This window comes from Ralstonia sp. AU12-08, assembly GCF_000442475.1.
GTDB lineage: Bacteria > Pseudomonadota > Gammaproteobacteria > Burkholderiales > Burkholderiaceae > Ralstonia > Ralstonia insidiosa.
The window spans coordinates 99,836-122,054 of sequence record NZ_ASZV01000024.1; the positions used below are offsets into that span (position 1 = coordinate 99,836).

The window sequence follows — 22,219 nt, forward strand, 5'->3', positions numbered from 1 at the left end:
TGTTGTTCTGGGGTGTTATTCGAGATTCTGGACTTGCTCGCGCATCTGCTCGATCAGCAGCTTGAGCTCCATCGATGCATCGGCCAGTTCCTTGGCAGCAGCCTTGGAGCCCAGCGTGTTCGCCTCGCGGTTGAGCTCCTGCATCATGAAATCCAGGCGCTTGCCGAGTTGGCCGCCCTTCTCCAGAAGATGGCGCGTTTCGCGCAGGTGCGCCTGCAAGCGCGAAAGCTCTTCCGCAATGTCGATGCGGATGCCGTAGACGGTGGCTTCCTGGCGGATGCGTTCGGACAGTTCATCGCGCGTGAGCGCCGGCGTGCCTTCCGGCGCAGCCAGGCCAAAAGCCTCGCGCAGGCGCTCGGTCAGCTTGTCCTGGTGTTGCTGGATCAGGTTCGGCACCATCGGCGACAGCTCTTCAACAATCTTGAGCATGGCGTCAACGCGGTCCAGCAGCATCGCCTTGAGTGCATCGCCCTCACGGCGGCGGGATTCCAGAAGTTGCTTGAGCGCCTCTTTGGCGGCGTCGACCACGGCATCGCGCAGCGCATCCTGGGTCAGTTCAGGCTCGGCCAGCACGCCGGGCCAGCGCAGAATCTCGCCCATGCGCAGCGAACCCGACGCGGGCAGATAGCGCGTTACTGCCTGCTCAAGCTTGGCCAACTGTTGCAGCACGCCGACATTGAGCGCCGCCACATCGCTGGCGGCTTCCTGGCGTTGCAGGTTGATCCGGCATTCGAGCTTGCCGCGCGACAGTGCGCTCATGAGCATCTCGCGCAGCGCCGGCTCGAAAGCGCGGCACTCTTCCGGCGCGCGGAAGAACAAATCGAGAAAGCGCGAGTTGACGGTGCGGAACTCGACCGACACCGTGGCGACGTTGCCGCTCGGTGCGCCATGGGCGTCGGTAAAGGCTGCCTGGCGTGTAGCTACGCCGTAGCCGGTCATGCTGTGGATCATGAAATCGAGGTGTCTTCTTAGAGGTGCTGGATGCCCGGCGTGCCGCAATGCAGACCTTGGCACGCTGAGAATTGGCGGGGAATCCCCCACCTTTTGTCGCTTTACAACGTGTGGACGGGTCAGAGAGAATCCGACAGCCATTTCGCCACACAAACCCATGACAGAGTCAAAAGGCTCAGGACAGCCACGCAGTGCACCGTTGCCGGTCGGCACCCTGCTGTCCAATTATCGTATTGTAAAGAAGTTGGCCAGCGGGGGGTTCAGCTTCGTCTATCTCGCCACCGATGAGCATGGGACGCCGGTGGCCGTGAAGGAATATCTGCCGTCTTCGCTGGCCCGTCGCGCGCCCGGCGAATTGATTCCTGTCGTGCCGGAAGAAAGCGCGAGCGCATTCCGCCTCGGGCTCAAGTACTTCTTTGAAGAAGGCCGCTCGCTCGCCCGCATTTCTCACCCCGCCATCGTGCGCGTGCTCAATTTCTTCCGGGAAAACGGCACCGTCTACATGGTGATGACGTATGAGCAGGGCAAAACGCTGCAGGAGCACATCCTCAACGCGCGCCAGCAGGGCAAGCTCAAGATGCTGCGCGAGCGCTTCATCCGCCAGGTCTTCCATGACCTGATGAGCGGCCTGCGCGAAGTCCATATCCACAAGCTGCTGCACCTCGACATCAAGCCGGGCAACATCTACCTGCGCGAAGACCATTCGCCGATCCTGCTCGACTTTGGTGCCGCACGGCAGACGCTCACCGCCGAGGCCTCACGCTTCCAGCCGATGTACACGCCGGGTTTTGCCGCACCGGAGCTGTACCGCAAGCACAACGAGCTGGGCCCGTGGACAGACATCTACAGCATCGGCGCGACCATCTACGCCTGCATGGCCGGCACGCCGCCGCAGGAAGCCACGCAGCGTGAGAAGGACGACAAGCTGGAAGAAGGCCTGGAGCGCTTGCGCAAGGTCTACACGACCAGCCTGATCGACCTGGTCGGCTGGTGCCTGAAGATGAAGCCGGAAGAGCGCCCGCAGAGCGTGTTCCGCCTGCAGAAGGTGCTGCGCGAAGAAAGCAACGCATTGACCGAACTGCAGGCCCTGACCGCCATCACACGGGGCGGCCCGATGCCGGAAGAGAAAGAGGCGCTGACCACACGTTTCATGAGCCGCCTGTTGCGCCGTCGGGACAATTGACCGCCGAGTTGTCTTCTGTTGGCGGAGTATGATTCCAACACGGTGCAGCGCTGGACGGGACCAGCCGCCGTACCGCCTCCCTTCACCGAAACCTCAATAGCCGCAATGCGATTCTCGGTCTATCAAGAAAGCAAAAAAGGCGCGCGACGCGTCAACCAGGACCGCATGGGGTACTGCTTCACGCGCGATGCCATGCTGATGGTGCTGTGCGATGGTCTGGGCGGACACTCGCTGGGCGAGGTCGCGGCCCAGCAGGCACTGCAAACCATGGCGCGCCAATTCCAGCGCCACGCCCGCCCGTCGATCCGCAATCCGCACGACTTCCTGCACGAGAGCATCATGCTCGCGCACCGCGACATCCACCGCTATGCGGAGACGAATGGTCTGCCGGATGCGCCACGCACCACCATCGTCTGCGCGCTGGCGCAGCGCGGCTCGCTGCATTGGGCGCATGCGGGCGATTCGCGCATGTACCTGATGCGCAAGGGCGAGCTGGTGACGCGCACACGCGATCACTCCAAGATCGAGAACCTCCTGCAGCAGGACCGCGTGCTGCCAATGCAGGTCGCGCACCACCCCGAGCGCAACAAGATCTACAACTGCCTGGGCTCGCCCAACCTGCCGCTGATCGACATCGGCGGCCCGGCCAACCTGGAGCCGGGCGACGTCGCCATGCTGTGCTCCGACGGCCTGTGGGGCAGCGTGCAGGAAGACGAACTGGTCGACACCTGCACGAGCTTCTCGGTGACACAGGCGATTCCGGAACTGATTGCCCGCGCATTGCGCAATGCCGGCGACACCGCCGACAACACCACCGCCATCGCCATGATGTGGGAGCTGGACGCGGTGACCACCACGCAGGACTCGGTGCAGACCGACACCCTGCCGCTGAACGCCTTCACCACCTCCATCCTCGACGCGCCGGGCGGTGAGTCGGGGCTGATGTCGGAAGAGGAAATCGAGCGCTCCATCGCCGAGATCCGCGCCGCGATCGACAAGACCAGCAATCTGACGCGCTGAGCGTCTCCTCGCTGTCCACACCGGCCCGCCCTGCCCGCATTACACCGGCAGCGCGGGCCGGTATCATGTCGGGCTATCCGTTTTCTCAAGCGAGACCCCACATGCGTCCCAGCGGCCGTCAGTCCGATCAACTCCGCCCCGTCACCCTCACCCGCCACTTCACGCGCCATGCTGAAGGCTCGGTGCTGGTGTGCTTTGGCGATACCCAAGTGCTCTGCACGGCCAGCGTGCTGCCCAAGGTGCCGCCGCACAAGAAAGGCAGCGGCGAAGGCTGGGTGACGGCCGAATACGGCATGCTGCCGCGCTCGACGCACACGCGCTCCGACCGCGAAGCCGCGCGCGGCAAGCAAACCGGCCGCACGCAGGAAATCCAACGCCTGATCGGCCGGGCAATGCGTTCGGTGTTCGATCTGGCTGCGCTGGGCGAATACACCATCCACCTCGACTGCGACGTGCTCCAGGCCGACGGCGGCACGCGCACCGCCAGCATTACCGGCGCGTTTGTGGCAGCGCATGACGCGATCTCCGCCATGCGCGCGAAGGGTCAGTTGCCCGAGAGCGCACAGCCGATCCGCGACTTTGTCGCTGCGGTGTCGGTGGGTGTGGTCGATGGCGTGCCGGTGCTCGATCTGGACTATCCGGAAGACTCCGCCTGCGACACCGACATGAACGTCGTCATGACGGGCAGCGGCGGCTTTGTGGAAGTGCAAGGCACGGCTGAAGGCACGCCCTTCACGCGCGCCGAGATGGACGCGCTGCTGGGCCTGGCCGACCAGGGCATCCGCACGCTGATCGGCCTGCAGAAGCAGGCGCTGGGCCTGTGAGCAAGGTCGCCATGCGCAAGATCGTTCTCGCCTCCAATAACGCCGGCAAGCTGACGGAGTTCAACGCGCTGCTCGCCCCGCTCGGCTTCGACGTGACGCCGCAGGGCGCGCTCGGCATTCCCGAGGCGGAAGAGCCCTACGCGACCTTTGTCGAAAACGCGCTCACCAAGGCGCGCCACGCGAGCCGTGCTTCGGGCCTGCCCGCACTGGCGGACGATTCCGGCATCTGCGTGCACGCGCTGGACGGCGCGCCGGGCGTGTACTCCGCGCGCTATGCGCAACTGGCCGGCGAAGAGAAATCGGACGCCGCCAACAACGCCCGCCTCGTGCGAGAACTGGCCGGCAAGGCCGACCGCGGCGCACACTATGTTTGCGTACTGGTCTACGTCCGCCATGCTGATGACCCGCAACCCATCATCGCTGAAGGCAATTGGTTCGGCGAGGTGATCGACGCGCCGCGCGGCGATGGCGGCTTCGGCTACGACCCCTACTTCCTGCTGCCCGATCTCGGCAAGACCGCCGCTGAATTGACGAAGGCCGAGAAGAACAACGTGAGCCATCGCGCACAGGCTCTCGCACAACTGGTCGAGCACCTGCGCCTGTTTGAAAACGCCTGAAGTTTCGATGATTCCGATTCACCCCGCCGGCGCAGCCAAGACGCCCTCCGCGACCGCCGCTGAAACCGGCGATAAAGTCACCTCCGTCTTCCTGCAGCCGGGCAAAATCCGCCTGCCCGCTTCACCGCCGCTGTCTTTGTATGTGCACGTGCCGTGGTGCGTGCGCAAGTGCCCGTACTGCGATTTCAACTCGCATGCGGAACCCGACCAGGGCATTCCGGAAGAACGTTTTCTCGCGGCCGTGCGGCAGGATCTGGAAGCTGCGCTGCCAATGGTGTGGGGCCGGCATGTGCACACCATTTTCATCGGTGGCGGCACGCCCAGCCTGCTGTCTGCGCAGGGGCTGGACCGGCTGCTGTCGGACATCCGCATGCTGCTGCCCGTCGATGCCGATGCCGAGATCACGATGGAAGCGAACCCCGGCACGTTTGAAGCCGAGCGCTTCCGCAGCTATCGCGCCAGCGGGGTGAACCGCCTGTCGATCGGCATCCAGAGCTTCAACGACGCGCACTTGCAGGCGCTCGGTCGCATTCACAGCGCCGCCGAAGCGCGTGCGGCCATCGACATCGCCCGCACGCACTTCGACAACATCAACCTCGACCTGATGTTCGCCCTGCCCGGCCAGACGCTCGCCGAGTGCGAGGCCGATGTGGAAGCCGCGCTGTCGTTCGATACCAACCACGTGTCGCTGTACCACCTGACGCTGGAGCCGAACACCTACTTCGCCAAGTACCCGCCCGCGTTGCCGGATGACGACTCAGCGTTTGCAATGCAGGACTGGATTCATGCGCGGCTGGCTGCGGCTGGCTACGAGCATTACGAGGTCTCGGCGTATGCGAAGGCAGGCAAACGCTGCAAGCACAACCTGAACTACTGGCAGTTCGGCGATTACCTTGGCATCGGGCCGGGCGCGCATGGCAAGCTGAGCTTTCCGCACCGGGTCATCCGCGAGATGCGGCACAAGCATCCGGACACGTATCTGCGTCAGGCCGAAACAGCAGCCGGCGCGGCCGTCGTGCAGGAGCAGCGCGAAGTCGATGCGGCGGATCTGCCATTCGAGTTCATGCTCAACGCGCTGCGCCTGACGGACGGTTTCCCGGTCACGCTGTTCCAGGAGCGCACTGGCCTGCCGCTTCGTACGATCGAGCGCGAACTCGATGCCGCCGAACAACGCGGCCTGCTCTCGCGCGACCACGTGGCGATCCGCCCAACCGAGCTGGGACAGCGATTCCTGAACGATCTGCAGGAATTGTTCTTGGCCGACGACGAAAACTGACGGTTGCCGGCTGTCGCATTGCGCGATGTGCCGCTACAATGGCGGCCTTGCGTGCAATGCGCAGCGAAGTACAAGGAAGCGTGGCCGAGTGGTTTAAGGCAGCAGTCTTGAAAACTGCCGATGGGGTGACCCATCCGTGAGTTCGAATCTCACCGCTTCCGCCAGTCCCTTTCTCCTCCCCGTTAAGCCAACGCCCCGAGCAGCACATCCGTGCCTTTTCGCGACGCGTCGATCGCACGGGCAGTCGTCTCCCGCAGCACCGCCTCGTAGCCGGCAATCGCCGCATCGAGTCCCACACGCCCCTGCCGTACCTCGCCCAGCCATGCCACCAGATTGGCCGCGTCTGTCAGCGCCGTGTTGGCGCCCAGGCCACCCGCGGGGCTCATCGCGTGGATCGCATCGCCGAGCAGGGTCACGCGGCTGCTTGCCCAAGGCACTAATGATTGCGTGGCACGCACCGGCAGCGTGACGGTCGAGGCCGCGTCCCCATAGGCAAACAGCGCACGCAGTCCGCGCGCCCAGCCGAGGGAGAGCCCTGCGACGCTCGCATCGGCGTTGCCACTCGCACCCAGCCGGTGATTCTGTGCGATCACGGCCCAGTACAGATACGGCTCCACCTCGCTCAGCCCAGACTGGAGTTGCGCGGGCGACATTGCAAAACGCATCGCATCGATGATGACGGCCAGCCCATCGCCAAAGACGATCGTCGTATTTCCCGGCAGCTGATCGTCGATACGCGCTAGCGCGGCAGGCGTCAGATACGTCTTGCCGTAGATGACGGAGGCACCCGTCAATGCGGGTTCGGCCCCCGGCAGCCGCTGCGCTCGCACGCCGGAGTGCACGCCATCGGCGCCGACCAGCACGTCAGTCACAAGCGTGGAGCCGTCGTCGAATGTCACTTCGATGCGCCCGTCTTCGCACGACCGGTGACGGACGTGCCCGCGCCCAAAGTGCACCCACTTGCCGATGCCGTCGAACAACACCTCGCGCAGCGTCTGGCGGTGGGCGTTCAGGTCTGCGGGCTCATCGGCATCGTCGTCGCGCCACGAATCGACCCAACGGCCATCCACCGGACGCAGATGCGGGTCGAACAGGTTCACGCGGCGCGCCGGCACCGCGCAGGTCTTGCGGAACAGCGTGTAGCGCGACGGTGGCAGACAGTCCTGCAGCGCCCGTTGCCCGGCAGCATCGATACGGATGCGATAGCCCTGCGGACGGCTACCCATGGCGGCATCGCGCTCGAATACATCGAAGGCGATACCGCGACGGCGCAGCCCTTGCGCGAGACACAATCCCCCCAGTCCCGCGCCGATGATGGTCACATGCAATGGTTCAGACATCGGCCCACTCCGTAAATGGCGTCGATTGATCGGACTCATTGCCCAGCGCACGCCGGGCGGCGTCCAGTGCCACATCAAAACTGGCGACAACCACCATCGGCACCTTGAACGCCTGCACGGCAATCGCTGCCTGCGCACGCACTGCCAGCCGCTGCACAGGATCAGGCTCGACATGCACCAGCGCCCGGCACTGCGCGGCCAACGCCGCCTTGTTCTCCTTCAACCAGACCGCGCGCAGCCGGCGATCTTCATGCGCCTCGTCCACCTGCTGAACGCCGTGGATGACCACAAACGGCTGGTTGCGCGCCAACAGCGCCGCCATCTCGCGCGCCCACTGCGGCGCATACCCCGGCGCCTGGGCGCCACTGCGCAACATCACAATCGGCCAGGCCGAAATGTCGTAGATGCGGAATCTGTCCAATGCTTCTGCCATGTTTCCCCCTGCTCGGATTGCGGACCATGAGCGGCCCCTGTGGGCCGTGGGGTCACTATCGCGCACCGCAGCAAAGACGTGATAACGTGGTTTGGACAGAAACTATTGGAAACCCGCCAACCGCACATGCGCGCGCAACCTCGCACCTGCGATGCCATGCCAGCCCGCCCCACGGCCGAGCTGGTCACCCTCAAGGCGTACAGCGAACGCACAGACGGCCCCGAGATCGTCGCCGTGGTAGGCACTGCCGAGAGCAACGACCGGCTCCAGTTCGGCACGCGTGAAGTTGACTGGCACAGCCATCTGCGCGGCCAGATCTTCTGCGTGGACAGCGGCCTGATGCACGTGCGCACACGGCATGGCTCGTGGATCCTGCCGCCACATCGCGCCGGCTGGATTCCCCCCGGCGAGATGCACAGCGCCACCATCAGCGGCGTGATGAGTGGCTGGTTCGTGCTGGTTGCGCCCGCGTGCTGCGCCGATCTGCCTGACCGGCCATGCGTGGTTGGCATCAGCGACGTCATGCGTGCGCTCGTGCGCCGTGCCGTCACCTGGCCTGTCGACGAATTCCTCTCGCCGGAAAGCCGGCGTATTGCCGCGGTGCTGCTCGACGAGCTGCGCCACGCACCGCGCGAGCCGCTGCACCTGCCGCTGCCCACGGATCGGCGCCTGGCGCGCATCGCGCAAAGTCTGGTCGATGCGCCGGGTGATACACGCACGCTGGAAGCCTGGGCCGAATGGGCCGGCGTGTCGCCGCGCACGGTCAACCGGCTGTTTCTGGCGGAAACCGGCATCGGCTTCGCGCAATGGCGCCGCCAGGCCCGGCTGGTCCACGCGCTCGAACGCCTGGCCGCCGGTGAGCCGGTAGCCAACGTGGCCGACGCACTGGGCTACGCCTCGCCCAGCAACTTCATCGCCATGTTCCGTCAGTACTTTGGGCAATCCCCCGCGCGCTACTTTGGACGACGCGATTCGTCTGCGGCCGCATCCGCTGACGATGCGTGACCGATCCCGCCTGAATCCGCAGGCAAAGCTGATATAGTCGCGTCGGCTCTGATTTCTGATTCTTGCGATGTCTCTCGTCTTCCGCCGAACCGTTCTCACGTTTGCTGCCGCAGCTTCCGTTGCGGGTACCGGATTGGCGCATGCCCAAGCTGCGACGCCGCAAGCACCGGCTGCAGCCACGGCCGCCTCTGCCGGCACCGTGGCCGAACTGCAGCAGTTGCTGTCACAAAAGCGCCTGACGGAACTGCGCACCACCTACAACGGCGACTACGGCACGAGCCTGCTGCTCGTGAACGAAGACACCACCGCTTACGTCGCACTGTCGTATCGCAAAGAACTGTGGCGCGTGTACAAGTTCGCGTCGGTCGCGCCGGCTGAAGGCGCGTACGACACGCTCGCCCGCCAGACCCGCGTCTGGGCTGAAGATGACCTGCGCCGCGCCGTGACCGCCGGCCAGAAAGCCCAACTTGAGCGTGAGGCTCAGGCCGCTGAGCAGCGCGCTGCCTCGCTGGGTCAGGAAGTCCGCATCATGCAGGCGCAACGCCAGAAGATGCTGGAAGAACAACAGACCGTGCGCCAACAAACCCAGGCCCTGGACGTCGAGCGCCGCGCCTACAAGGCACAGGTTGATTCGCTGCAACAGCAGATCCGCCTGCTGGAAAAGCAGCTCAACGACCCGAACTGGGCGCCCGCTCCGTAAGACACTCCACGCTATTTGTCTCCTGGCTTGCGGTATGCACCGCAGGCCGGCGGCCGCCCCGTCTCCGACACATCCCTCAACAGTTTTAGGAGAAGTCTGATCGACCACCTCCTGACGGGCTCATAGCATGTCGACTGTTACCGCACACGGCCAATGCGCCCTCTGCGGCCATCAGCGGAGACGGACGTGGACTCTCTCAACTTCACCATTGACGGCGACCTGGGCCTACCGGGCTTCGTGCGCGTGCCGCCGCCGTTTGGCACGCGGCGTGACGCGGTGCGCGCAATCCACGCCACCCTGGCGCGCGTAGAAAGCGACGCGCGCCAGGCTGCGGCCGCAACCGCACATCAGGTGTCGCGTGCGCGACGGCACCGGCGTTTGACTGTCTTGGCTATCGGGGTGGCATGCACGGTGGCTGCAGCGTTGATCGGCTCGCACACCGGCAAGCGCCAGCAACCTATTCCCCACATTGACCCGACGCAGTATGCGGCAATCGCACAAGCCCCCGTGCCGAGTGCGCCGCAAAACGCACTTGTCGCAGATACCGCACCAGACATCGCCGCCAATGCGGCCACTGACAGCGTTGAAGTCGCGCCGGTCAAGACCGAGGCCGTACCGAGCGCCGAAGCGCCACCCGATATCAATATCGCAGCCAAGCCGAAGGCGGAAGCGGCGCCCGTGCTCTCGAAGTTGGCAGACCCGGCCACCAAGCCACGCACGCTTGCGCGCGCGACCGGACGCGCAGCAGCGCCTGCTGCTCCCGCTCGATCGGTGGCCAAAACCGACGATGCGCCGGAGGTAATCGAGCGCTACCACGCATTGGATGACACAGCGCCTGTCACCTCGGGCTATGTTGCGCCAGGAACTTCAGTACGCATCGAGCTGCAGCGCCACACGCGCCTGACCGACTGATCCGGCACGCGCTCCACCACCCCAAACGGGCGGCGGCTGCCTAGTGCAGTTGGCCGCCCGTTTCGCGTACGTCGTGCAGCGTGCGCAGCGTCGTCTCGATGGCAATGCGCAAACCGGCGACGATGGTGTCGTGCGCCATGCTCGGCTGCCCCGGATGCTTGGCAGACTGCGACGGCAGATACGGGATGTGGATGAAGCCACCACGCGTGGGCAGCTTGTGACGGGCGATGGCGTGCATCAGCCCATAGAAGACGTGGTTGCAGACAAACGTCCCCGCCGTCTGCGAGACCGCCGCGGGAACCCCGCCCGCACGCAATTCGCGCACGATCGTCTTGATCGGCAGGGTCGAAAAATACGCTGCAGGTCCATCACTTGCGATGGCGATGTCGATGGGCTGCTTGCCCGCGTTGTCGGCAATGCGCGCATCGTCCACATTGATGGCGATGCGCTCGATCGCCATCTCGGCGCGACCGCCAGCTTGCCCCACGGCGATCACCACATCCGGGCGCAGTGTCTGCAGCAGCTTGCCGAGCAACTTATTGGATTCACCGAAGATGGTCGGCAACTGGCGCGCGATGATCTCGGCGCCGGCGATCCCCTGGCCGTCGAGCGTGCGCACGGCTTCCCACGACGGGTTAATGGGTTCGTTCTCGAACGGGTCAAAACCGGTGACGAGGACGGTAGGCATGACGTTCTCCTGCTTGCAACGTAAGACAAAAACGATGATAAACGTCCGTCGAACATCATGCCCAAGTGCGCGTTGGCCTTACTTGGCCTTGCTGCGCTTGTTCTCGAAGTTCAACAGGATGTCGACTTCTTCCGTGCCCGCCGTGTGCAGCCATTCGCGCGTCAGGCGCTCGCCCAGGCGACGCATGTCACCCTGCAGGTTCACGTCGGGGTTGAGCACGCGCACGCCGCTTTTGGCGAGCTCGGCTTCATCGTGCTCGTAGGTCAGGCGGCTCGAATCCCAACCACGCGCCTCGTAGTCCTTGGCCAGTTTCAGCACGGTCTGCTGGGTGGCGGGCGGCAGCTTGGCAAAACGTGCTTCGTTGACGAACACGGCGTTCTTCGGGATCCAGGCGTTGACCTTGTAGTAGTAGGTCAGGCGCTGTCCAGCCTTGGTTTCGAGGCCGGTCGACGGCGAAGTGATCATCGTGTCGATACGCCCGGCGGCGATGGCTGCGCTCAGGTCAGCCGCCTCCACCTGCACCGCCTGCGCGCCGTACAGCTCGGCAATGCGCTTTTGCGCGGCGTTGTACGTGCGCAAACGATGTCCCTTCAGGTCGGACAAACGGGCGATCGGTGTTTCGGAGTACAGGTTCTGCGGCGGCCAGGGCACGGCATACAGCAGGCGCAGCCCATTGGCTTTCATCAGCGCTTCAATGCGGCTGCGTGAAGCGTCCCACAGCAGGCGTGCGTCGTTGTAGCCCGAAACCACAAAGGGAATCGAATCCACACCGAACAGCGGATCGCGCTGGGCCAGCGTCGAGAGCATCACTTCGCCCGCCTCGGCCTTGCCGTCTTTGACGCCGTCAAAAATCGCGGCGGCCTTGAGCAGCGTGCCGTTCGGCGACACCTCGAACTTGAGGTCACCATTGGTGGCCGTACTCACGGCGCTGGCGAAAGCCTGCAGGTTTTGCGTATGAAAATTGACGGCCGGGTACGGCGTGGCCACGCGGAACGTTTCGGCATGCGCTTGTGCGGCCGAAATCAGCGACAGGGCGCTGGTTGCAAGAACACAAAAAAAGCGGCGTCCCGACACGGAACGGCCGCTCGTCATCTGGCTGCTCATGAATCCCCCCGGAGAAGAGCGCGATGCGAGGTCGACGACCGCACACCCCGGTACCCCCTTTGGGCGGCGATCACGATTGGTGGCGCACGCCGGCAATCGACTCGCCGACGTGACGCGCACCGCACGCGATGCATTAAACACGATTAGTGCAGCATCAGGAAGTACAGGAGCGTGATATTGGCTGCAAGCAACAGTAGTGCCGTGGGGACTTGCGCTTTGATCACAGCGTTCTTATCGGACAGTTCCAGCAGCGCGGCCGGCACGATGGAGACGGTCAACGGGGCTCGCTATGTCAATGAACAGGCTCCAATGCCAGCATGGCGAAGGTTGCCAGCCAGTGCTCACCAGCATATTCCCCGCTGATTACATGCGGCAGCCCCGCCTCGATATGGAGCGTCGCAGCTGTATCCAGCACGGCCTTGGCTGGCGCGCTTTCCGGAAGGCGCGCAGCAATCCGCTTCATGCACCAGGCTCGGCTCAGGTTCAAACCGTTCAGGTGGGCGATCTTGGGGTCGCTATGGTCGCTGACATGCGCAGGTGCCAGGAGGCGGTCGATATGGCCCGGCACTGGCAGATACTCGGCAAACCAGCCAGCAAACGCGGCCGCCGGAAGCACGTCCGACATCAACAAGGCTTCGGTCAACGCGGCTGACAAGAACTCGTCGCCGCCCGGCTCGTAGTGCGCCGGATAGTTGGTGTCTTCCCCGTAATAGCGGCGCGAGGCGGACACCACCAGTTCCTCCAACTCCGCATCGCGGCGATGCCGCGCGAAATCCAGGATCAGCTTCAACGCGAAGGCGCTGTTGTAATGCGTGCCGACCCGGATCGGATAGCTCAGCTTGGTGAAGTAGCTGAGGATGCGGCTGCGGATTTCTGCCGTTAGCGGCTCCATGGCTTTCTGCCAATCTTTAGCCCTGGGATGCTGCCAGACGTCCAACTCTTGCGCCAACGCCATAACCCAGGCGAAGCCATAGGGGCGCTCAAACGATGTGCGCCCCGGCGCCTGGAAATACGTGCACTCCTTCTGCATGTTCTCGACAGTGAAGTGCTCGTCAAACAGCTTCGTAATGGCATCCTGCTGTGGCAGAGACGGATACAGCCGCGCACAGCGCGCCAGCAGCCAATAGCCATGCACCGCCGAATGCCAGTCGTAGCAGCCGTAGAACACCGGATGCATGTCGCGCGGCGAGCGCACATCCTCCGCCCCGTTCAGCAGATGCATGATGTGGTTCGGATACTCGTGATATAGCGAGCGCAGCGGCAGCGCTGCCAGATCCGAAGCCTGCTTGACGGTGAGTTCGACGGAGAATGGCATGGCGTCTCTCTAGCGGAAAGCCAGGAAATACATGAGCAGAATGTTGGCGCACAGCAGCACCAGCGCGGTCGGGATCTGCGTCTTGATGACGAGATACTTGTCCTTCAACTCCAACAGCGCGGCCGGCACGATGTTGTAGTTGGCGCCCATGGGGGTCATCAATGTCCCGCAGTAGCCGGCCAACATGCCGATGGTCACCAGCGGCGCGGGATCGGCGTGCTGGCCAACCACCAGCAGCGGCAGTGCAATACCCGCCGTCAGCACCGGGAATGCCGCAAACGCATTGCCCATGATCATGGTGAACAGCGCCATGCCAACGCAATAGATCACCACCAGCAGGAAGCGGTTATTCGGATCGGCAAACAGGCTCACGATGTCCTGCACCGATTTGCCCGTCTGGGCCGCCACAAACACGCCACCCAGCATCGCCAGCATCTGCGGCAACACCGCAGCCCAACCGATCGAGTCCAGCAGACGCCGCGACTCTCGCACCGCATGCAGCGGCGACCCACCGGTCAGCCCCCAGCCGACCAAGATGGCACACACACAGCTCACGCAGAGCGCGGTCAAGGTCAGTTGCTTCTGATCCAGGATGTACATGCCACCCACTGAGACACCCTTGAGCAACAGCGTACAGAGCACCGTGATGAGTGGGATCAGCAGCGCCGGCACAAACAGTTTATTGCGCAGCTTGTTCGCAGAGGCATGGAGTTGTTCTGCGGTGCGCTGTCTGTAGGTGCCGATCGACAGCAAGCCAGCACCGGCAATCAACGAGATCGCCACAACGATCACCCCGACAATGCGATACGCCATCGGCTTGCCGAGCGTTGAAACCATCAAGTCACTGAACAGAAATACAAAGCCGAACAGGAACCAGAACAATGCCGTCGTCAGGCGTTTTGGGTTGCCCTTATCTCGCAGTGTCATGCCAACCAGCAGCATCACGATAAAGCCGATCAGATAGAAAACGCTGTTAATGGTCAGCAGTGTGCTCATGCTGTCACCTCATTCGTCTGGGAGGGATTGGCTCGTTTCCAGGCCTCGACATCGCGCTGGATGCTGGCATCCAGCCGTACCAGGCGGAACATGTGGATAAGGAACGCGGCAATGGCGGTGGGGATCGCCCACAGACCGAGGTGCAGGGGCTCAACGCCAGCAATGCCGTTTTCCTTGAGGAAGGCGTCCATCAGCAGCACTGCGCCAAAGGCGATAAAGATATCTTCACTGAAGAAGATGGCGACGTTGTCGCAGGCCGCACAGTGCGCGCGAAGTTTGTCGCGGATCGGCTGCGGCAGATCGCCGTGGCGTGCGGCTGCAGCGCCTTCCACCATGGGCGCCAGCAATGGCCGTACGGTTTGTGCATGTCCGCCGATATAGGTCAGGCCGAGTGCACCCAGCGCTTGGCGCACCACGAAATACAGCATCAGGATGCGGGCGGAGGTGGCGCTCGCCATGCTGGAGATCCAGTCCTGCGCGCGCTCCTTCAGACCGAAACTTTCCAGCAGGCCGATGATCGGCAGAATCAGCACATAGACCGCCAGCGACCGGCTGTTGATGAACTTCTCGCCGAAGGTTTCCAACAGCGTGCCAAGGTCCATGCCGACGGACAGCCCCGTCGCCAGGCCGGCCACGGTCACCACCAGCAGTGGATTGAATCGCAGGACGAACCCTACGATGATGATGGCCACCCCGATCAGTGGCCACAGATTGACTGCCGTACTCATGTGGTGCTCCCCCCAAATGATGAAAAAGCCCCGTTGGAAGGACGGGGCCGTCGTGGCTCAGGCGCCGGCGCCGACAGTGATCCCTTCACTGCCCAGCCGTTCCCGAATGCGTCGCGCGAACGCCAGCGCATGTGCGCCGTCGCCGTGCAAACAAACAGTTTGCGCGTGGATCGGAACCCACGTGCCATCAATCGCCTTCACGCGCTGCTCGCGCACCATGGTCAGCGTCTGGTCGAGTGCGGCGGCTTCGTCGTCGATCAGCGCGCCGGGCGTGCCACGTTTGACGAGCGAGCCGTCGGCGTTGTAACCGCGATCGGCAAACACCTCTTCCTTGGCCTGCAAGCCAAGCTCGCGCGCGGCCTTGACCAGTTCACCGCCGGCCAGCCCGAACACCACCAGCGAGGGATCGAAATCACGCACCGCGCGCACGATGGCCGTTGCCAGCGGGCGATCACGCGACGCCTGGTTGTACAGCGCGCCATGCGCCTTCACGTGGGCCAGCTTGCCGCCCTGCGCACGCACGATGGCCGACAGGCCGCCGATCTGGAACAGCACGCCGGCGTAGATCTCTTCTGGCGGCAGGTGCATCTCGGTGCGGCCGAAGTTCTCCCGGTCCGGAAAGCTCGGATGCGCGCCAATCGACACGCCTTCGCGCAGCGCCCACGCCGTGGTCTGGCGCATCGTATTGACGTCACCAGCGTGCCAGCCACAGGCGATGTTGGCGGAACTCACCAGCGCAAGCAGCGCCTCGTCGTTGTCGCAGCCCTCGCCGAGGTCAGCGTTCAGATCAATCGTGGTCATGGTGTCGTGTCCGGTGTCTCAGGCGTTCAGTCGTGTTTTGGCGGTACGCCGCGCGGTCGACAGAATGCCCTGGCGCTGCCAATCCAGCGCGGTTTCGATTTGCTGCAGATAGCGCGTCACCTCGGCGCGCGCGGCTTCGGCTTCTTCCAGCGTCACGCGCTCGAAGCGGATGCGGTGCCCAAGCGGAATCTGTGCCAGGCGCCATTGATCGGCCAGGATCACGGTGCCGATCTTGGGATAGCCGCCGGTCGTTTGCGCATCGGCCATCAGCACAATCGGCTGGCCCGACGGCGGCACCTGAATCACGCCAGGCACCACGCCGTGCGAGAGCAGATCGCCGCTCTGCTGCTTCTTGCGCGCAAGCTCTGGCCCTTGCAGGCGGAAGCCCATGCGGTTGCTGTTGGGGGTCAGCGTCCAGTCCGATTCCCAGAATGCGGCTTGTGCATCAGCGAGAAAGTCATCGTATTCCGGGCCAGGCAGCACGCGCATCACTGGCGTGCCATCTTGCGCACGGTCAAACGTCCAGCGCGCGGCCTTCACTGCGACGGCGTCCTTGCTGATGTCGGGTGCGTGCGATGTATCCGCAGGCAACACGGCCAGCTTGTCGCCGTCTTTGAGCGGGCGCCCTTCAAAGCCGCCAAACCCGGCCTTCAGGTCCGTGCTGCGAGAGCCCATCATCTCCGGCACATCGATGCCGCCAGCCACGCACAGGTACGCACGCACGCCGCCCTGCGCCACACGCAAGGTCAACGTCTGGCCGCGCTGCACGGGGATGGCGCGCCAGGCATGCACCGGCGTGCCATCGAGCGTGGCGCGGCAATCGGCGCCCGTCAGCGCGATCAGGCCATTGGCCTGGAAGCGCAGGGTGGCGTTGCCGAGCGTGAACTCGATGCCAGCCGCATCGCTGCGGTTGCCGACCAGGCGGTTGCCCACATACAGCGACAGCGGATCGAGCGCCCCCGACGTGCACACACCAAAGCGGCGGTAACCAGTGCGGCCCAGATCCTGCACAGACGCGAGCACACCCGCCCTCACGATCTCGATCATGGGTTGGATGGATTGGGAACGTGAGGAACTCATGCGCGCACCTTCGAGGCAACGAAGCGGATGCGGTCTCCGGGGGCCAACAGCGTGGGGGGATCACGCTGCGGCAGAAAGAGCGCCGCATCCGTGCGGCCGAGCAATTGCCAGCCGCCGGGGGACGCGGCCGGGTAGATGCCCGTCTGCTCGCCGCCAATGCCGACCGAGCCGGCAGGCACGGCCATGCGTGGCTCCGCGCGGCGCGGCGTGGCGAGCGATTTGTCCAGGCCGCCCATATAGGCAAAGCCCGGCTGGAAACCGAGGAAGTAGACGATGTATTCGGGAGCGGTGTGGCGACGCACCACTTCGGCCGGGGTCAGGCCGGTGTGCTTGGCAACATCACGCAGGTCGGGGCCATCGTCACCGCCATAGGCGACTTCGATGTCGACCAGCTTGCCGTCGGCCACCAGTGCCTCGCTGTCTTCCCACGCTTCGCGCAGCAAGGTTTCGAGCACGCGCGCATCGGCCAGCGGGCCAAACACGAGCGTGAGGTTGTTCATACCGGGGACCACGTCTACCACGCCAGCCCAGTTGGACGCGCGCGAGGCCATGGCCCAGATGCGCTGCTGGCACTTCAAGGTCGCCGGCGGCGGCACTTCGCACAACAGCGCCAGTTCGCCCAGCCGGTGAATCGTGCACTGCAACTTAGCCCCCGGTCTCGAAAGCACGCGCATGACGGCGTGCGGATGAAAAACTAAAGCGATACGTTAATAAAACGTTGATAATTTCTGTATAAGAAGTAACCCTTAGTCGCGCAGGGTTGGGTCGCGTCTGATCGTGGCGCGACTGCCCTCATCATAGGCGTCGGACACGACCAGCGTGACTGGCATGTTATGCCAAAGTCATATGAAAGGATGAAGACGCCTCTAGAGCAAGAGGCGTAGAGAAATAGCGGGAATCAGGCGCCGGGTTCTTCGCGCGTGGCGCGCAAGCCCAGGATGAGCGCCACGACAGCGCAGACAGCCATCATGCCCAGCAGTGGCAGCGCGCTCTGCCCGATGGCCGCGACCACCGTACCCGTCACCATGCCCAGGCCGAACTGCATGGCGCCCATCAGCGCCGAACCCGTGCCCGCGCGCGCGCCCTGCCCCGCCATCGCCAACGCGCCCGTGTTGGGCGAGATGCAGCCGATCGAGGCGATGTAGCAAAACAACGCCACCAGCACGAGCGGTAGTGGTGTGAACCCGGCCGCAGCCGCTGCCGTCGCCAGCACGCTGGTCACGACCGGAATCCACAAGCGCCCGGCGCAACACGCGCGCCGGCGAGTACTTGCGCACCAGCCGCACGTTCAAACGCGAGGCCGCGATCATCCCCGCTGCGTTGCTGCCGAACACCCAAGCGTAGTGCGACGGCGACAGGCCATACTCGTCGATCAGCACGAACGACGACACGGTGATGTACGCAAACATGCCCGACAGGAACACGGCACCGCACCACATATAGGCAGCGTAGTGGTGGTCGCGCAGCAGCTCCCAGTAGTCGCGCAGCACGTGGCTGACCGCCAGCTTGCGAGCCTTTTCCGGCGCCAGCGTCTCGCGCATCAGGTAGTGCACGGCCGCCAGCGCCAGCACGCCGAAGACCGTCAGCAGCGCAAAGATGATCCGCCACGAACCGACCTGCAGCACCGCCCCGCCGATCATCGGCGCGAGGATGGGCGCCACGCCCATCACCAGCATCAGCGTGGAATACGCTTGCGCGGCGCCGGCCGGGTCCATGCGGTCTCGCACCGCCGCGCGCGCGATCACCATGCCCGCGCAGCCGCCAAAGCCCTGCACGCCGCGCAGCACGGCCAGCATGGTGGCGTCCTTGGCAAACGCGCAGCCAATGGAAGCCGCCACGTACATCGCCAGACCAATGTACAGCGGCGGCTTACGCCCGAAGCGGTCACTGGCCGGACCGTAGATCAGTTGGCCAATCGCCAGGCTGATCAGGAAGACGGTCAGCGTGATGCCCGCCGCCGCCGACGAGGTATTCAAGTCGCGCGCAATGGTCGGCAGGCTCGGCAGATACATATCGACCGACAGCGGGCCGACGGCGGTGAGCATGCCAAGCAGCAAAAGCCAGCCGGGAATGGGACCAGGCAGGCGGGATCGTGCGGGAGCGGGAGCAGTCATGGGAGGGGAACACAGCGCGGCAGCGGACGTGACATCCCAGCCGGGGCAAACCGCGAACTGTAGCGCAAAGTGACAGATCGCGCCCAGGCACCGGGCAGGTGCATGCCGCGAGCAGCCTCGCTCATCCGCCCCACACAGGGGACATCAGCGCAACCTGCATACCCCAGCATAACAAGCTACCCCTCGCAATTCAGCCAATTCGGCCCGGCACGGGACTTGCACTCCCGCACCCCTCGTGAGAGGCAGGAGTCAACCAGCCCCCATGCGCTATCCGCGCCATCTGGCGCTGCGCCGGAAGATATAATTCACATTTGATGAAAAGCATCACCCATTCATGATGATTGCTGCGATGCGTCGGCGCGAATCTGCGTCAGCATCGCCTGTTGTGAAGTGTCGTCAACGTTCATAAGAGATCGCCTCCGCGACAGCCTTGCGCTCGCGGTGAGCGGCACGGAAACCACGAGCCAACTGTTGTGACACCACTCCCACCGCGCCTGTCGCTGACAGGCATGACCAAACGCTACCCGAGCGTGGTCGCCAACGACGGCGTCAGCCTCACCGTCGCGCCAGGCGAGATCCACGCCGTGCTGGGCGAAAACGGCGCCGGCAAGTCGACGCTGATGAAGATCATCTTCGGCGCGGTGCAGCCCGACGCCGGCGAGATGCTGCTCGACGGCCAGCCCGTCACCATCGCCAACCCGCACCAGGCGCGCGCGCTGGGCATTGCGATGGTGTTCCAGCACTTCTCGCTATTCGACACGCTCACGGTGGCCGAGAACATCCTGCTGGGCCTGCCCTCGGGCACCGATCTGCGCGACGTGGCCGAACAGGTGCGCACCACCGGCGACAAGTACGGCCTGCCGCTGGAGCCGCATCGCCATGTCCATACGCTTTCCGTAGGTGAACGCCAGCGCGTCGAGATCGTGCGCGCGCTGCTCACCAAACCGCGCCTGCTGATCCTCGACGAGCCGACCTCGGTGCTGACGCCGCAAGCCGTCGAGAAGCTCTTCGTGACGCTGCGCCAGTTGGCCGCCGAGGGCACCAGCATCCTCTACATCAGCCACAAGCTCGACGAGATCCAGGCCCTGTGCCACACCGCCACGGTGATGCGCATGGGCAAGGTCACGGGCGTATGCGACCCGCGGCAGGAAACGGCGGCATCGCTGTCACGCATGATGATTGGCGGCGAACCTCCGCGCGAATTGCGCCCGCAGACCACGCCGGGCGAGGTCCGCATGGAGGTGGCCGGCCTGTCGCTGCCCAAGGCGCACGCCTTTGCGACCGAACTGCGCGACATCGCGCTGCAGTTGCGCAGTGGCGAGATCGTTGGCATCGCGGGCGTGTCGGGCAACGGGCAGCAGGAATTGCTGGCCGCGCTGTCCGGCGAAGACACGCGTGCTTCGGCACAGGCCATCAGCATCGGCGACGAGCCGGTCGCCAAGCTGGACCCGCGTGCGCGTCGCAAGCGCGGGCTGTCGTTCGTGCCGGAAGAACGCCTGGGGCGCGGCGCGGTGCCATCGCTGTCGCTAGCGGCCAATACGCTGCTGACACATCAGCGTGCACCGCAGGTACGCGGCGGGCTGATCGACAAAAAGGCTGCTGCCAAGCTGGCCACCAGCATCATCAGCCGCTTCGGCGTGAAAGCCGGCGGCCCGGACGCACTGGCCAAGAGCCTGTCGGGCGGCAACCTCCAGAAATTCATCGTCGGCCGTGAAATCGAATGCGCGCCGCGCGTGCTCATCGTTGCGCAACCCACCTGGGGCGTGGACGTGGGCGCGGCGGCACAGATCCACAACGAAATCCTCGCGCTCAAGGCCGGGGGCTGCGCCATCCTGATCGTGTCGGAAGAACTCGACGAACTCTTTGCGCTGTGCGATCGCCTGCACGTGATCGCGAACGGGCGCCTCTCGCCCTCCACCCCCACGCACGCCACCGACCGCGAACAGATCGGCCTATGGATGAGCGGCATGTGGGATAAGGCCCCGGCTTCGGCGGCAGCAACCTCGGAGGTGGCCCATGGCTGATGTCATGCATGGCAGCCGCCTGGCGCTGCCTATCTCGCTGGAGTTGCGCGCGATTCCGTCGCGCACCATGGCCTATGCCTCGCCGCTGATCGCGCTGGTGCTAACGATGGTGTTCGGCCTGCTGCTGTTCGCGCTGCTGGGCAAGGACCCGGTGGCCGGCCTGCGCGTGTTCCTGATCGAGCCACTGGCCAACAAACGTGCGATTGGTGAGGTGCTGCTCAAAACGGTGCCGCTGGTGTTGTGCGCGCTGGGCTTGTCGGTGTGCTATCGCGCCAACGTGTGGAACATCGGTGCAGAGGGGCAGCTCATCGTTGGCGGCATCTTTGCGGCGGCCACGATCATCGCTTTCGATACGCCGACGCCATCCATCCCGGGCGCCTTCGCGCTGGTGCTCGCCGTCATTGCAGGCCTGGTCGGCGGCGCGTTGTGGGCAGCAATCACGGCGCTGTTGCGCGATCGCTTTCATGCCAACGAGATTCTCGTCTCGCTCATGCTCACGTACATCGCGCAGTTGTTATTGCTGTACATGGTCAACGGGCCGCTCAAGGACCCGAACGGCATGAACTTCCCGCAGTCGATCGTGTTCGACAGCGCGTTCGTGCTGCCCACGCTGGTGGCCGGCACGCGCCTGCACATCGGCTTCCTGTTCATGCTGATCATGACTGCCGTGATGACGCTGTTCGTGTTCCGCAGCTTTGCGGGTTATCGCCTGCAGGTGGGCGGGCTGGCACCGCAGGCAGCGCGCTACGCAGGCTTCTCGTCGCGTAAGGCGCTGTGGACCGCGCTGCTGATCTCGGGCGGGCTGGCAGGCATTGCCGGCGCGTTCGAGGTAACAGGGCCGATCGGGCAGTTGCTGCCCTCCATCTCCCCCGGCTACGGCTTTGCCGCCATCGTGGTGGCCTTTGTCGGCCGCCTGAATCCGGTGGGTACCGTACTGGGCGCGGTCGTGATGTCGCTGTTCTATATCGGTGGCGAACTCGCGCAATCGCGCCTGGGCCTGCCGTCGGCCATTACCGGGGTGTTCCAGGGCATGCTGCTGTTCTTCCTGCTGGCCTGCGACACACTCATCGAATACCGCCTGCGCTGGCGCGCGCACCACTGATCGGGC

General features: G+C 64.4%; 21 protein-coding genes, 1 tRNA gene and 2 pseudogenes. 11 read left to right on the plus strand and 13 right to left on the minus strand.

Annotation, left to right across the window (positions count from 1 at the left end; genetic code table 11):
* Positions 1–15 precede the first annotated feature (15 nt).
* The gene (locus C404_RS43330) at positions 16–951 is read right to left on the minus strand and encodes a YicC/YloC family endoribonuclease (protein ID WP_031329403.1); all 936 of its coding nucleotides are present in this window, start codon (positions 949–951) and stop codon (positions 16–18) included.
* A gap of 157 nt (positions 952–1,108) precedes the next feature.
* Between C404_RS43330 and C404_RS43335 the strand changes: the two genes are divergently transcribed.
* From C404_RS43335 to C404_RS43360, 6 genes are all read left to right on the plus strand, one after another.
* On the plus strand, positions 1,109–2,134 hold the full coding sequence (locus tag C404_RS43335) for a serine/threonine protein kinase (protein ID WP_031329404.1): 1,026 nt from the start codon (positions 1,109–1,111) through the stop codon (positions 2,132–2,134).
* 105 nt (positions 2,135–2,239) lie between these two features.
* Positions 2,240–3,154, plus strand: coding sequence for a PP2C family protein-serine/threonine phosphatase (locus C404_RS43340; protein WP_021195054.1), 915 nt, complete (start codon positions 2,240–2,242; stop codon positions 3,152–3,154).
* A gap of 101 nt (positions 3,155–3,255) precedes the next feature.
* A complete protein-coding gene (gene rph / locus C404_RS43345; RefSeq protein WP_021195055.1) occupies positions 3,256–3,978 on the plus strand; it encodes a ribonuclease PH in 723 nt (240 codons plus the stop codon).
* An 11-nt stretch (positions 3,979–3,989) separates the two neighbouring features.
* Positions 3,990–4,595 carry an RdgB/HAM1 family non-canonical purine NTP pyrophosphatase gene (rdgB, locus tag C404_RS43350; protein WP_031329405.1) on the plus strand — a complete coding sequence of 202 codons (606 nt, stop codon included), beginning with the start codon at positions 3,990–3,992 and terminating at the stop codon, positions 4,593–4,595.
* Between the two features lie 7 nt (positions 4,596–4,602).
* On the plus strand, positions 4,603–5,871 hold the full coding sequence (gene hemW, locus C404_RS43355; protein WP_021195057.1) for a radical SAM family heme chaperone HemW: 1,269 nt from the start codon (positions 4,603–4,605) through the stop codon (positions 5,869–5,871).
* Positions 5,872–5,945: 74 nt separating this feature from the next.
* Positions 5,946–6,035: transfer RNA gene (locus C404_RS43360), tRNA-Ser, on the plus strand.
* A gap of 18 nt (positions 6,036–6,053) precedes the next feature.
* On the opposite strand, the gene C404_RS43365 is transcribed toward C404_RS43360, so the two are convergent.
* The gene (locus C404_RS43365; protein ID WP_021195058.1) at positions 6,054–7,211 is read right to left on the minus strand and encodes an FAD-dependent oxidoreductase; all 1,158 of its coding nucleotides are present in this window, start codon (positions 7,209–7,211) and stop codon (positions 6,054–6,056) included.
* Positions 7,204–7,644, minus strand: coding sequence for a hypothetical protein (locus C404_RS43370; protein ID WP_021195059.1), 441 nt, complete (start codon positions 7,642–7,644; stop codon positions 7,204–7,206). Before C404_RS43370 ends, C404_RS43365 begins: the two co-directional genes overlap by 8 nt.
* 156 nt (positions 7,645–7,800) lie before the next feature.
* On the opposite strand from C404_RS43370, the gene C404_RS43375 reads away from it, so the two are divergent.
* The 3 genes from C404_RS43375 to C404_RS43385 all read left to right on the plus strand — a co-directional run bounded on the left by C404_RS43375 (position 7,801) and on the right by C404_RS43385 (position 10,261).
* Positions 7,801–8,649: an AraC family transcriptional regulator gene (locus C404_RS43375; RefSeq protein ID WP_049286093.1), complete on the plus strand. Its 849-nt coding sequence runs from the start codon at positions 7,801–7,803 to the stop codon at positions 8,647–8,649.
* Positions 8,650–8,716: 67 nt separating this feature from the next.
* On the plus strand, positions 8,717–9,349 hold the full coding sequence (locus C404_RS43380) for a DUF2968 domain-containing protein (protein ID WP_031329408.1): 633 nt from the start codon (positions 8,717–8,719) through the stop codon (positions 9,347–9,349).
* 186 nt (positions 9,350–9,535) lie between these two features.
* Complete coding sequence (locus C404_RS43385) at positions 9,536–10,261, plus strand: hypothetical protein (RefSeq protein ID WP_021195062.1); 726 nt, start codon at positions 9,536–9,538, stop codon at positions 10,259–10,261.
* Between the two features lie 40 nt (positions 10,262–10,301).
* Here C404_RS43385 and pcp read toward each other — a convergent pair whose 3' ends face one another.
* The 10 genes and pseudogenes from pcp to C404_RS43430 all read right to left on the minus strand — a co-directional run bounded on the left by pcp (position 10,302) and on the right by C404_RS43430 (position 19,087).
* A complete protein-coding gene (gene pcp / locus C404_RS43390) occupies positions 10,302–10,949 on the minus strand; it encodes a pyroglutamyl-peptidase I (protein WP_021195063.1) in 648 nt (215 codons plus the stop codon).
* A 78-nt stretch (positions 10,950–11,027) separates the two neighbouring features.
* Positions 11,028–12,053 carry a TRAP transporter substrate-binding protein gene (locus C404_RS43395; RefSeq protein ID WP_031329410.1) on the minus strand — a complete coding sequence of 342 codons (1,026 nt, stop codon included), beginning with the start codon at positions 12,051–12,053 and terminating at the stop codon, positions 11,028–11,030.
* Between the two features lie 143 nt (positions 12,054–12,196).
* A pseudogene (locus C404_RS59980) lies at positions 12,197–12,322 on the minus strand (5-oxoproline transporter, DUF979 family subunit); the annotation flags it as partial.
* 23 nt (positions 12,323–12,345) lie between these two features.
* Entirely contained in the window at positions 12,346–13,368 is a 1,023-nt protein-coding gene (locus C404_RS43400; protein WP_021195066.1) for a DUF2891 domain-containing protein, read from the minus strand.
* 9 nt (positions 13,369–13,377) lie between these two features.
* Positions 13,378–14,364 carry a DUF979 domain-containing protein gene (locus tag C404_RS43405; RefSeq protein ID WP_021195067.1) on the minus strand — a complete coding sequence of 329 codons (987 nt, stop codon included), beginning with the start codon at positions 14,362–14,364 and terminating at the stop codon, positions 13,378–13,380.
* The gene (locus tag C404_RS43410) at positions 14,361–15,092 is read right to left on the minus strand and encodes a DUF969 domain-containing protein (protein ID WP_021195068.1); all 732 of its coding nucleotides are present in this window, start codon (positions 15,090–15,092) and stop codon (positions 14,361–14,363) included. Before C404_RS43410 ends, C404_RS43405 begins: the two co-directional genes overlap by 4 nt.
* Before the next feature lie 57 nt (positions 15,093–15,149).
* Complete coding sequence (gene pxpA / locus C404_RS43415; RefSeq protein ID WP_021195069.1) at positions 15,150–15,893, minus strand: 5-oxoprolinase subunit PxpA; 744 nt, start codon at positions 15,891–15,893, stop codon at positions 15,150–15,152.
* A gap of 18 nt (positions 15,894–15,911) precedes the next feature.
* Entirely contained in the window at positions 15,912–16,940 is a 1,029-nt protein-coding gene (locus C404_RS43420) for a biotin-dependent carboxyltransferase family protein (RefSeq protein WP_021195070.1), read from the minus strand.
* Positions 16,941–16,969: 29 nt separating this feature from the next.
* On the minus strand, positions 16,970–17,617 hold the full coding sequence (pxpB, locus tag C404_RS43425; RefSeq protein ID WP_021195071.1) for a 5-oxoprolinase subunit PxpB: 648 nt from the start codon (positions 17,615–17,617) through the stop codon (positions 16,970–16,972).
* Positions 17,618–17,871: 254 nt separating this feature from the next.
* Positions 17,872–19,087, minus strand: a pseudogene (locus C404_RS43430) (Bcr/CflA family multidrug efflux MFS transporter).
* A gap of 509 nt (positions 19,088–19,596) precedes the next feature.
* Between C404_RS43430 and C404_RS43435 the strand changes: the two are divergent.
* Both C404_RS43435 and C404_RS43440 read left to right on the plus strand, forming a co-directional pair.
* A complete protein-coding gene (locus C404_RS43435) occupies positions 19,597–21,111 on the plus strand; it encodes an ABC transporter ATP-binding protein (RefSeq protein WP_021195072.1) in 1,515 nt (504 codons plus the stop codon).
* Complete coding sequence (locus tag C404_RS43440) at positions 21,104–22,213, plus strand: ABC transporter permease (RefSeq protein ID WP_021195073.1); 1,110 nt, start codon at positions 21,104–21,106, stop codon at positions 22,211–22,213. The genes C404_RS43435 and C404_RS43440 overlap by 8 nt, the downstream gene beginning before the upstream one ends.
* The last annotated feature ends 6 nt before the right edge of the window (positions 22,214–22,219 follow it).

Coding starts and splice junctions, on each gene's coding strand:
- C404_RS43330 (WP_031329403.1), bottom strand. CDS start 951: ATGATCCACAGCATGACCGGCTACGGCGTAGCTACACGCCAGGCAGCC.
- C404_RS43335 (WP_031329404.1), top strand. CDS start 1,109: ATGACAGAGTCAAAAGGCTCAGGACAGCCACGCAGTGCACCGTTGCCG.
- C404_RS43340 (WP_021195054.1), top strand. CDS start 2,240: ATGCGATTCTCGGTCTATCAAGAAAGCAAAAAAGGCGCGCGACGCGTC.
- rph (WP_021195055.1), top strand. CDS start 3,256: ATGCGTCCCAGCGGCCGTCAGTCCGATCAACTCCGCCCCGTCACCCTC.
- rdgB (WP_031329405.1), top strand. CDS start 3,990: ATGCGCAAGATCGTTCTCGCCTCCAATAACGCCGGCAAGCTGACGGAG.
- hemW (WP_021195057.1), top strand. CDS start 4,603: ATGATTCCGATTCACCCCGCCGGCGCAGCCAAGACGCCCTCCGCGACC.
- C404_RS43365 (WP_021195058.1), bottom strand. CDS start 7,211: ATGTCTGAACCATTGCATGTGACCATCATCGGCGCGGGACTGGGGGGA.
- C404_RS43370 (WP_021195059.1), bottom strand. CDS start 7,644: ATGGCAGAAGCATTGGACAGATTCCGCATCTACGACATTTCGGCCTGG.
- C404_RS43375 (WP_049286093.1), top strand. CDS start 7,801: ATGCCAGCCCGCCCCACGGCCGAGCTGGTCACCCTCAAGGCGTACAGC.
- C404_RS43380 (WP_031329408.1), top strand. CDS start 8,717: ATGTCTCTCGTCTTCCGCCGAACCGTTCTCACGTTTGCTGCCGCAGCT.
- pcp (WP_021195063.1), bottom strand. CDS start 10,949: ATGCCTACCGTCCTCGTCACCGGTTTTGACCCGTTCGAGAACGAACCC.
- C404_RS43395 (WP_031329410.1), bottom strand. CDS start 12,053: ATGAGCAGCCAGATGACGAGCGGCCGTTCCGTGTCGGGACGCCGCTTT.
- C404_RS43400 (WP_021195066.1), bottom strand. CDS start 13,368: ATGCCATTCTCCGTCGAACTCACCGTCAAGCAGGCTTCGGATCTGGCA.
- C404_RS43405 (WP_021195067.1), bottom strand. CDS start 14,364: ATGAGCACACTGCTGACCATTAACAGCGTTTTCTATCTGATCGGCTTT.
- C404_RS43410 (WP_021195068.1), bottom strand. CDS start 15,092: ATGAGTACGGCAGTCAATCTGTGGCCACTGATCGGGGTGGCCATCATC.
- pxpA (WP_021195069.1), bottom strand. CDS start 15,893: ATGACCACGATTGATCTGAACGCTGACCTCGGCGAGGGCTGCGACAAC.
- C404_RS43420 (WP_021195070.1), bottom strand. CDS start 16,940: ATGATCGAGATCGTGAGGGCGGGTGTGCTCGCGTCTGTGCAGGATCTG.
- C404_RS43435 (WP_021195072.1), top strand. CDS start 19,597: ATGACCAAACGCTACCCGAGCGTGGTCGCCAACGACGGCGTCAGCCTC.
- C404_RS43440 (WP_021195073.1), top strand. CDS start 21,104: ATGGCTGATGTCATGCATGGCAGCCGCCTGGCGCTGCCTATCTCGCTG.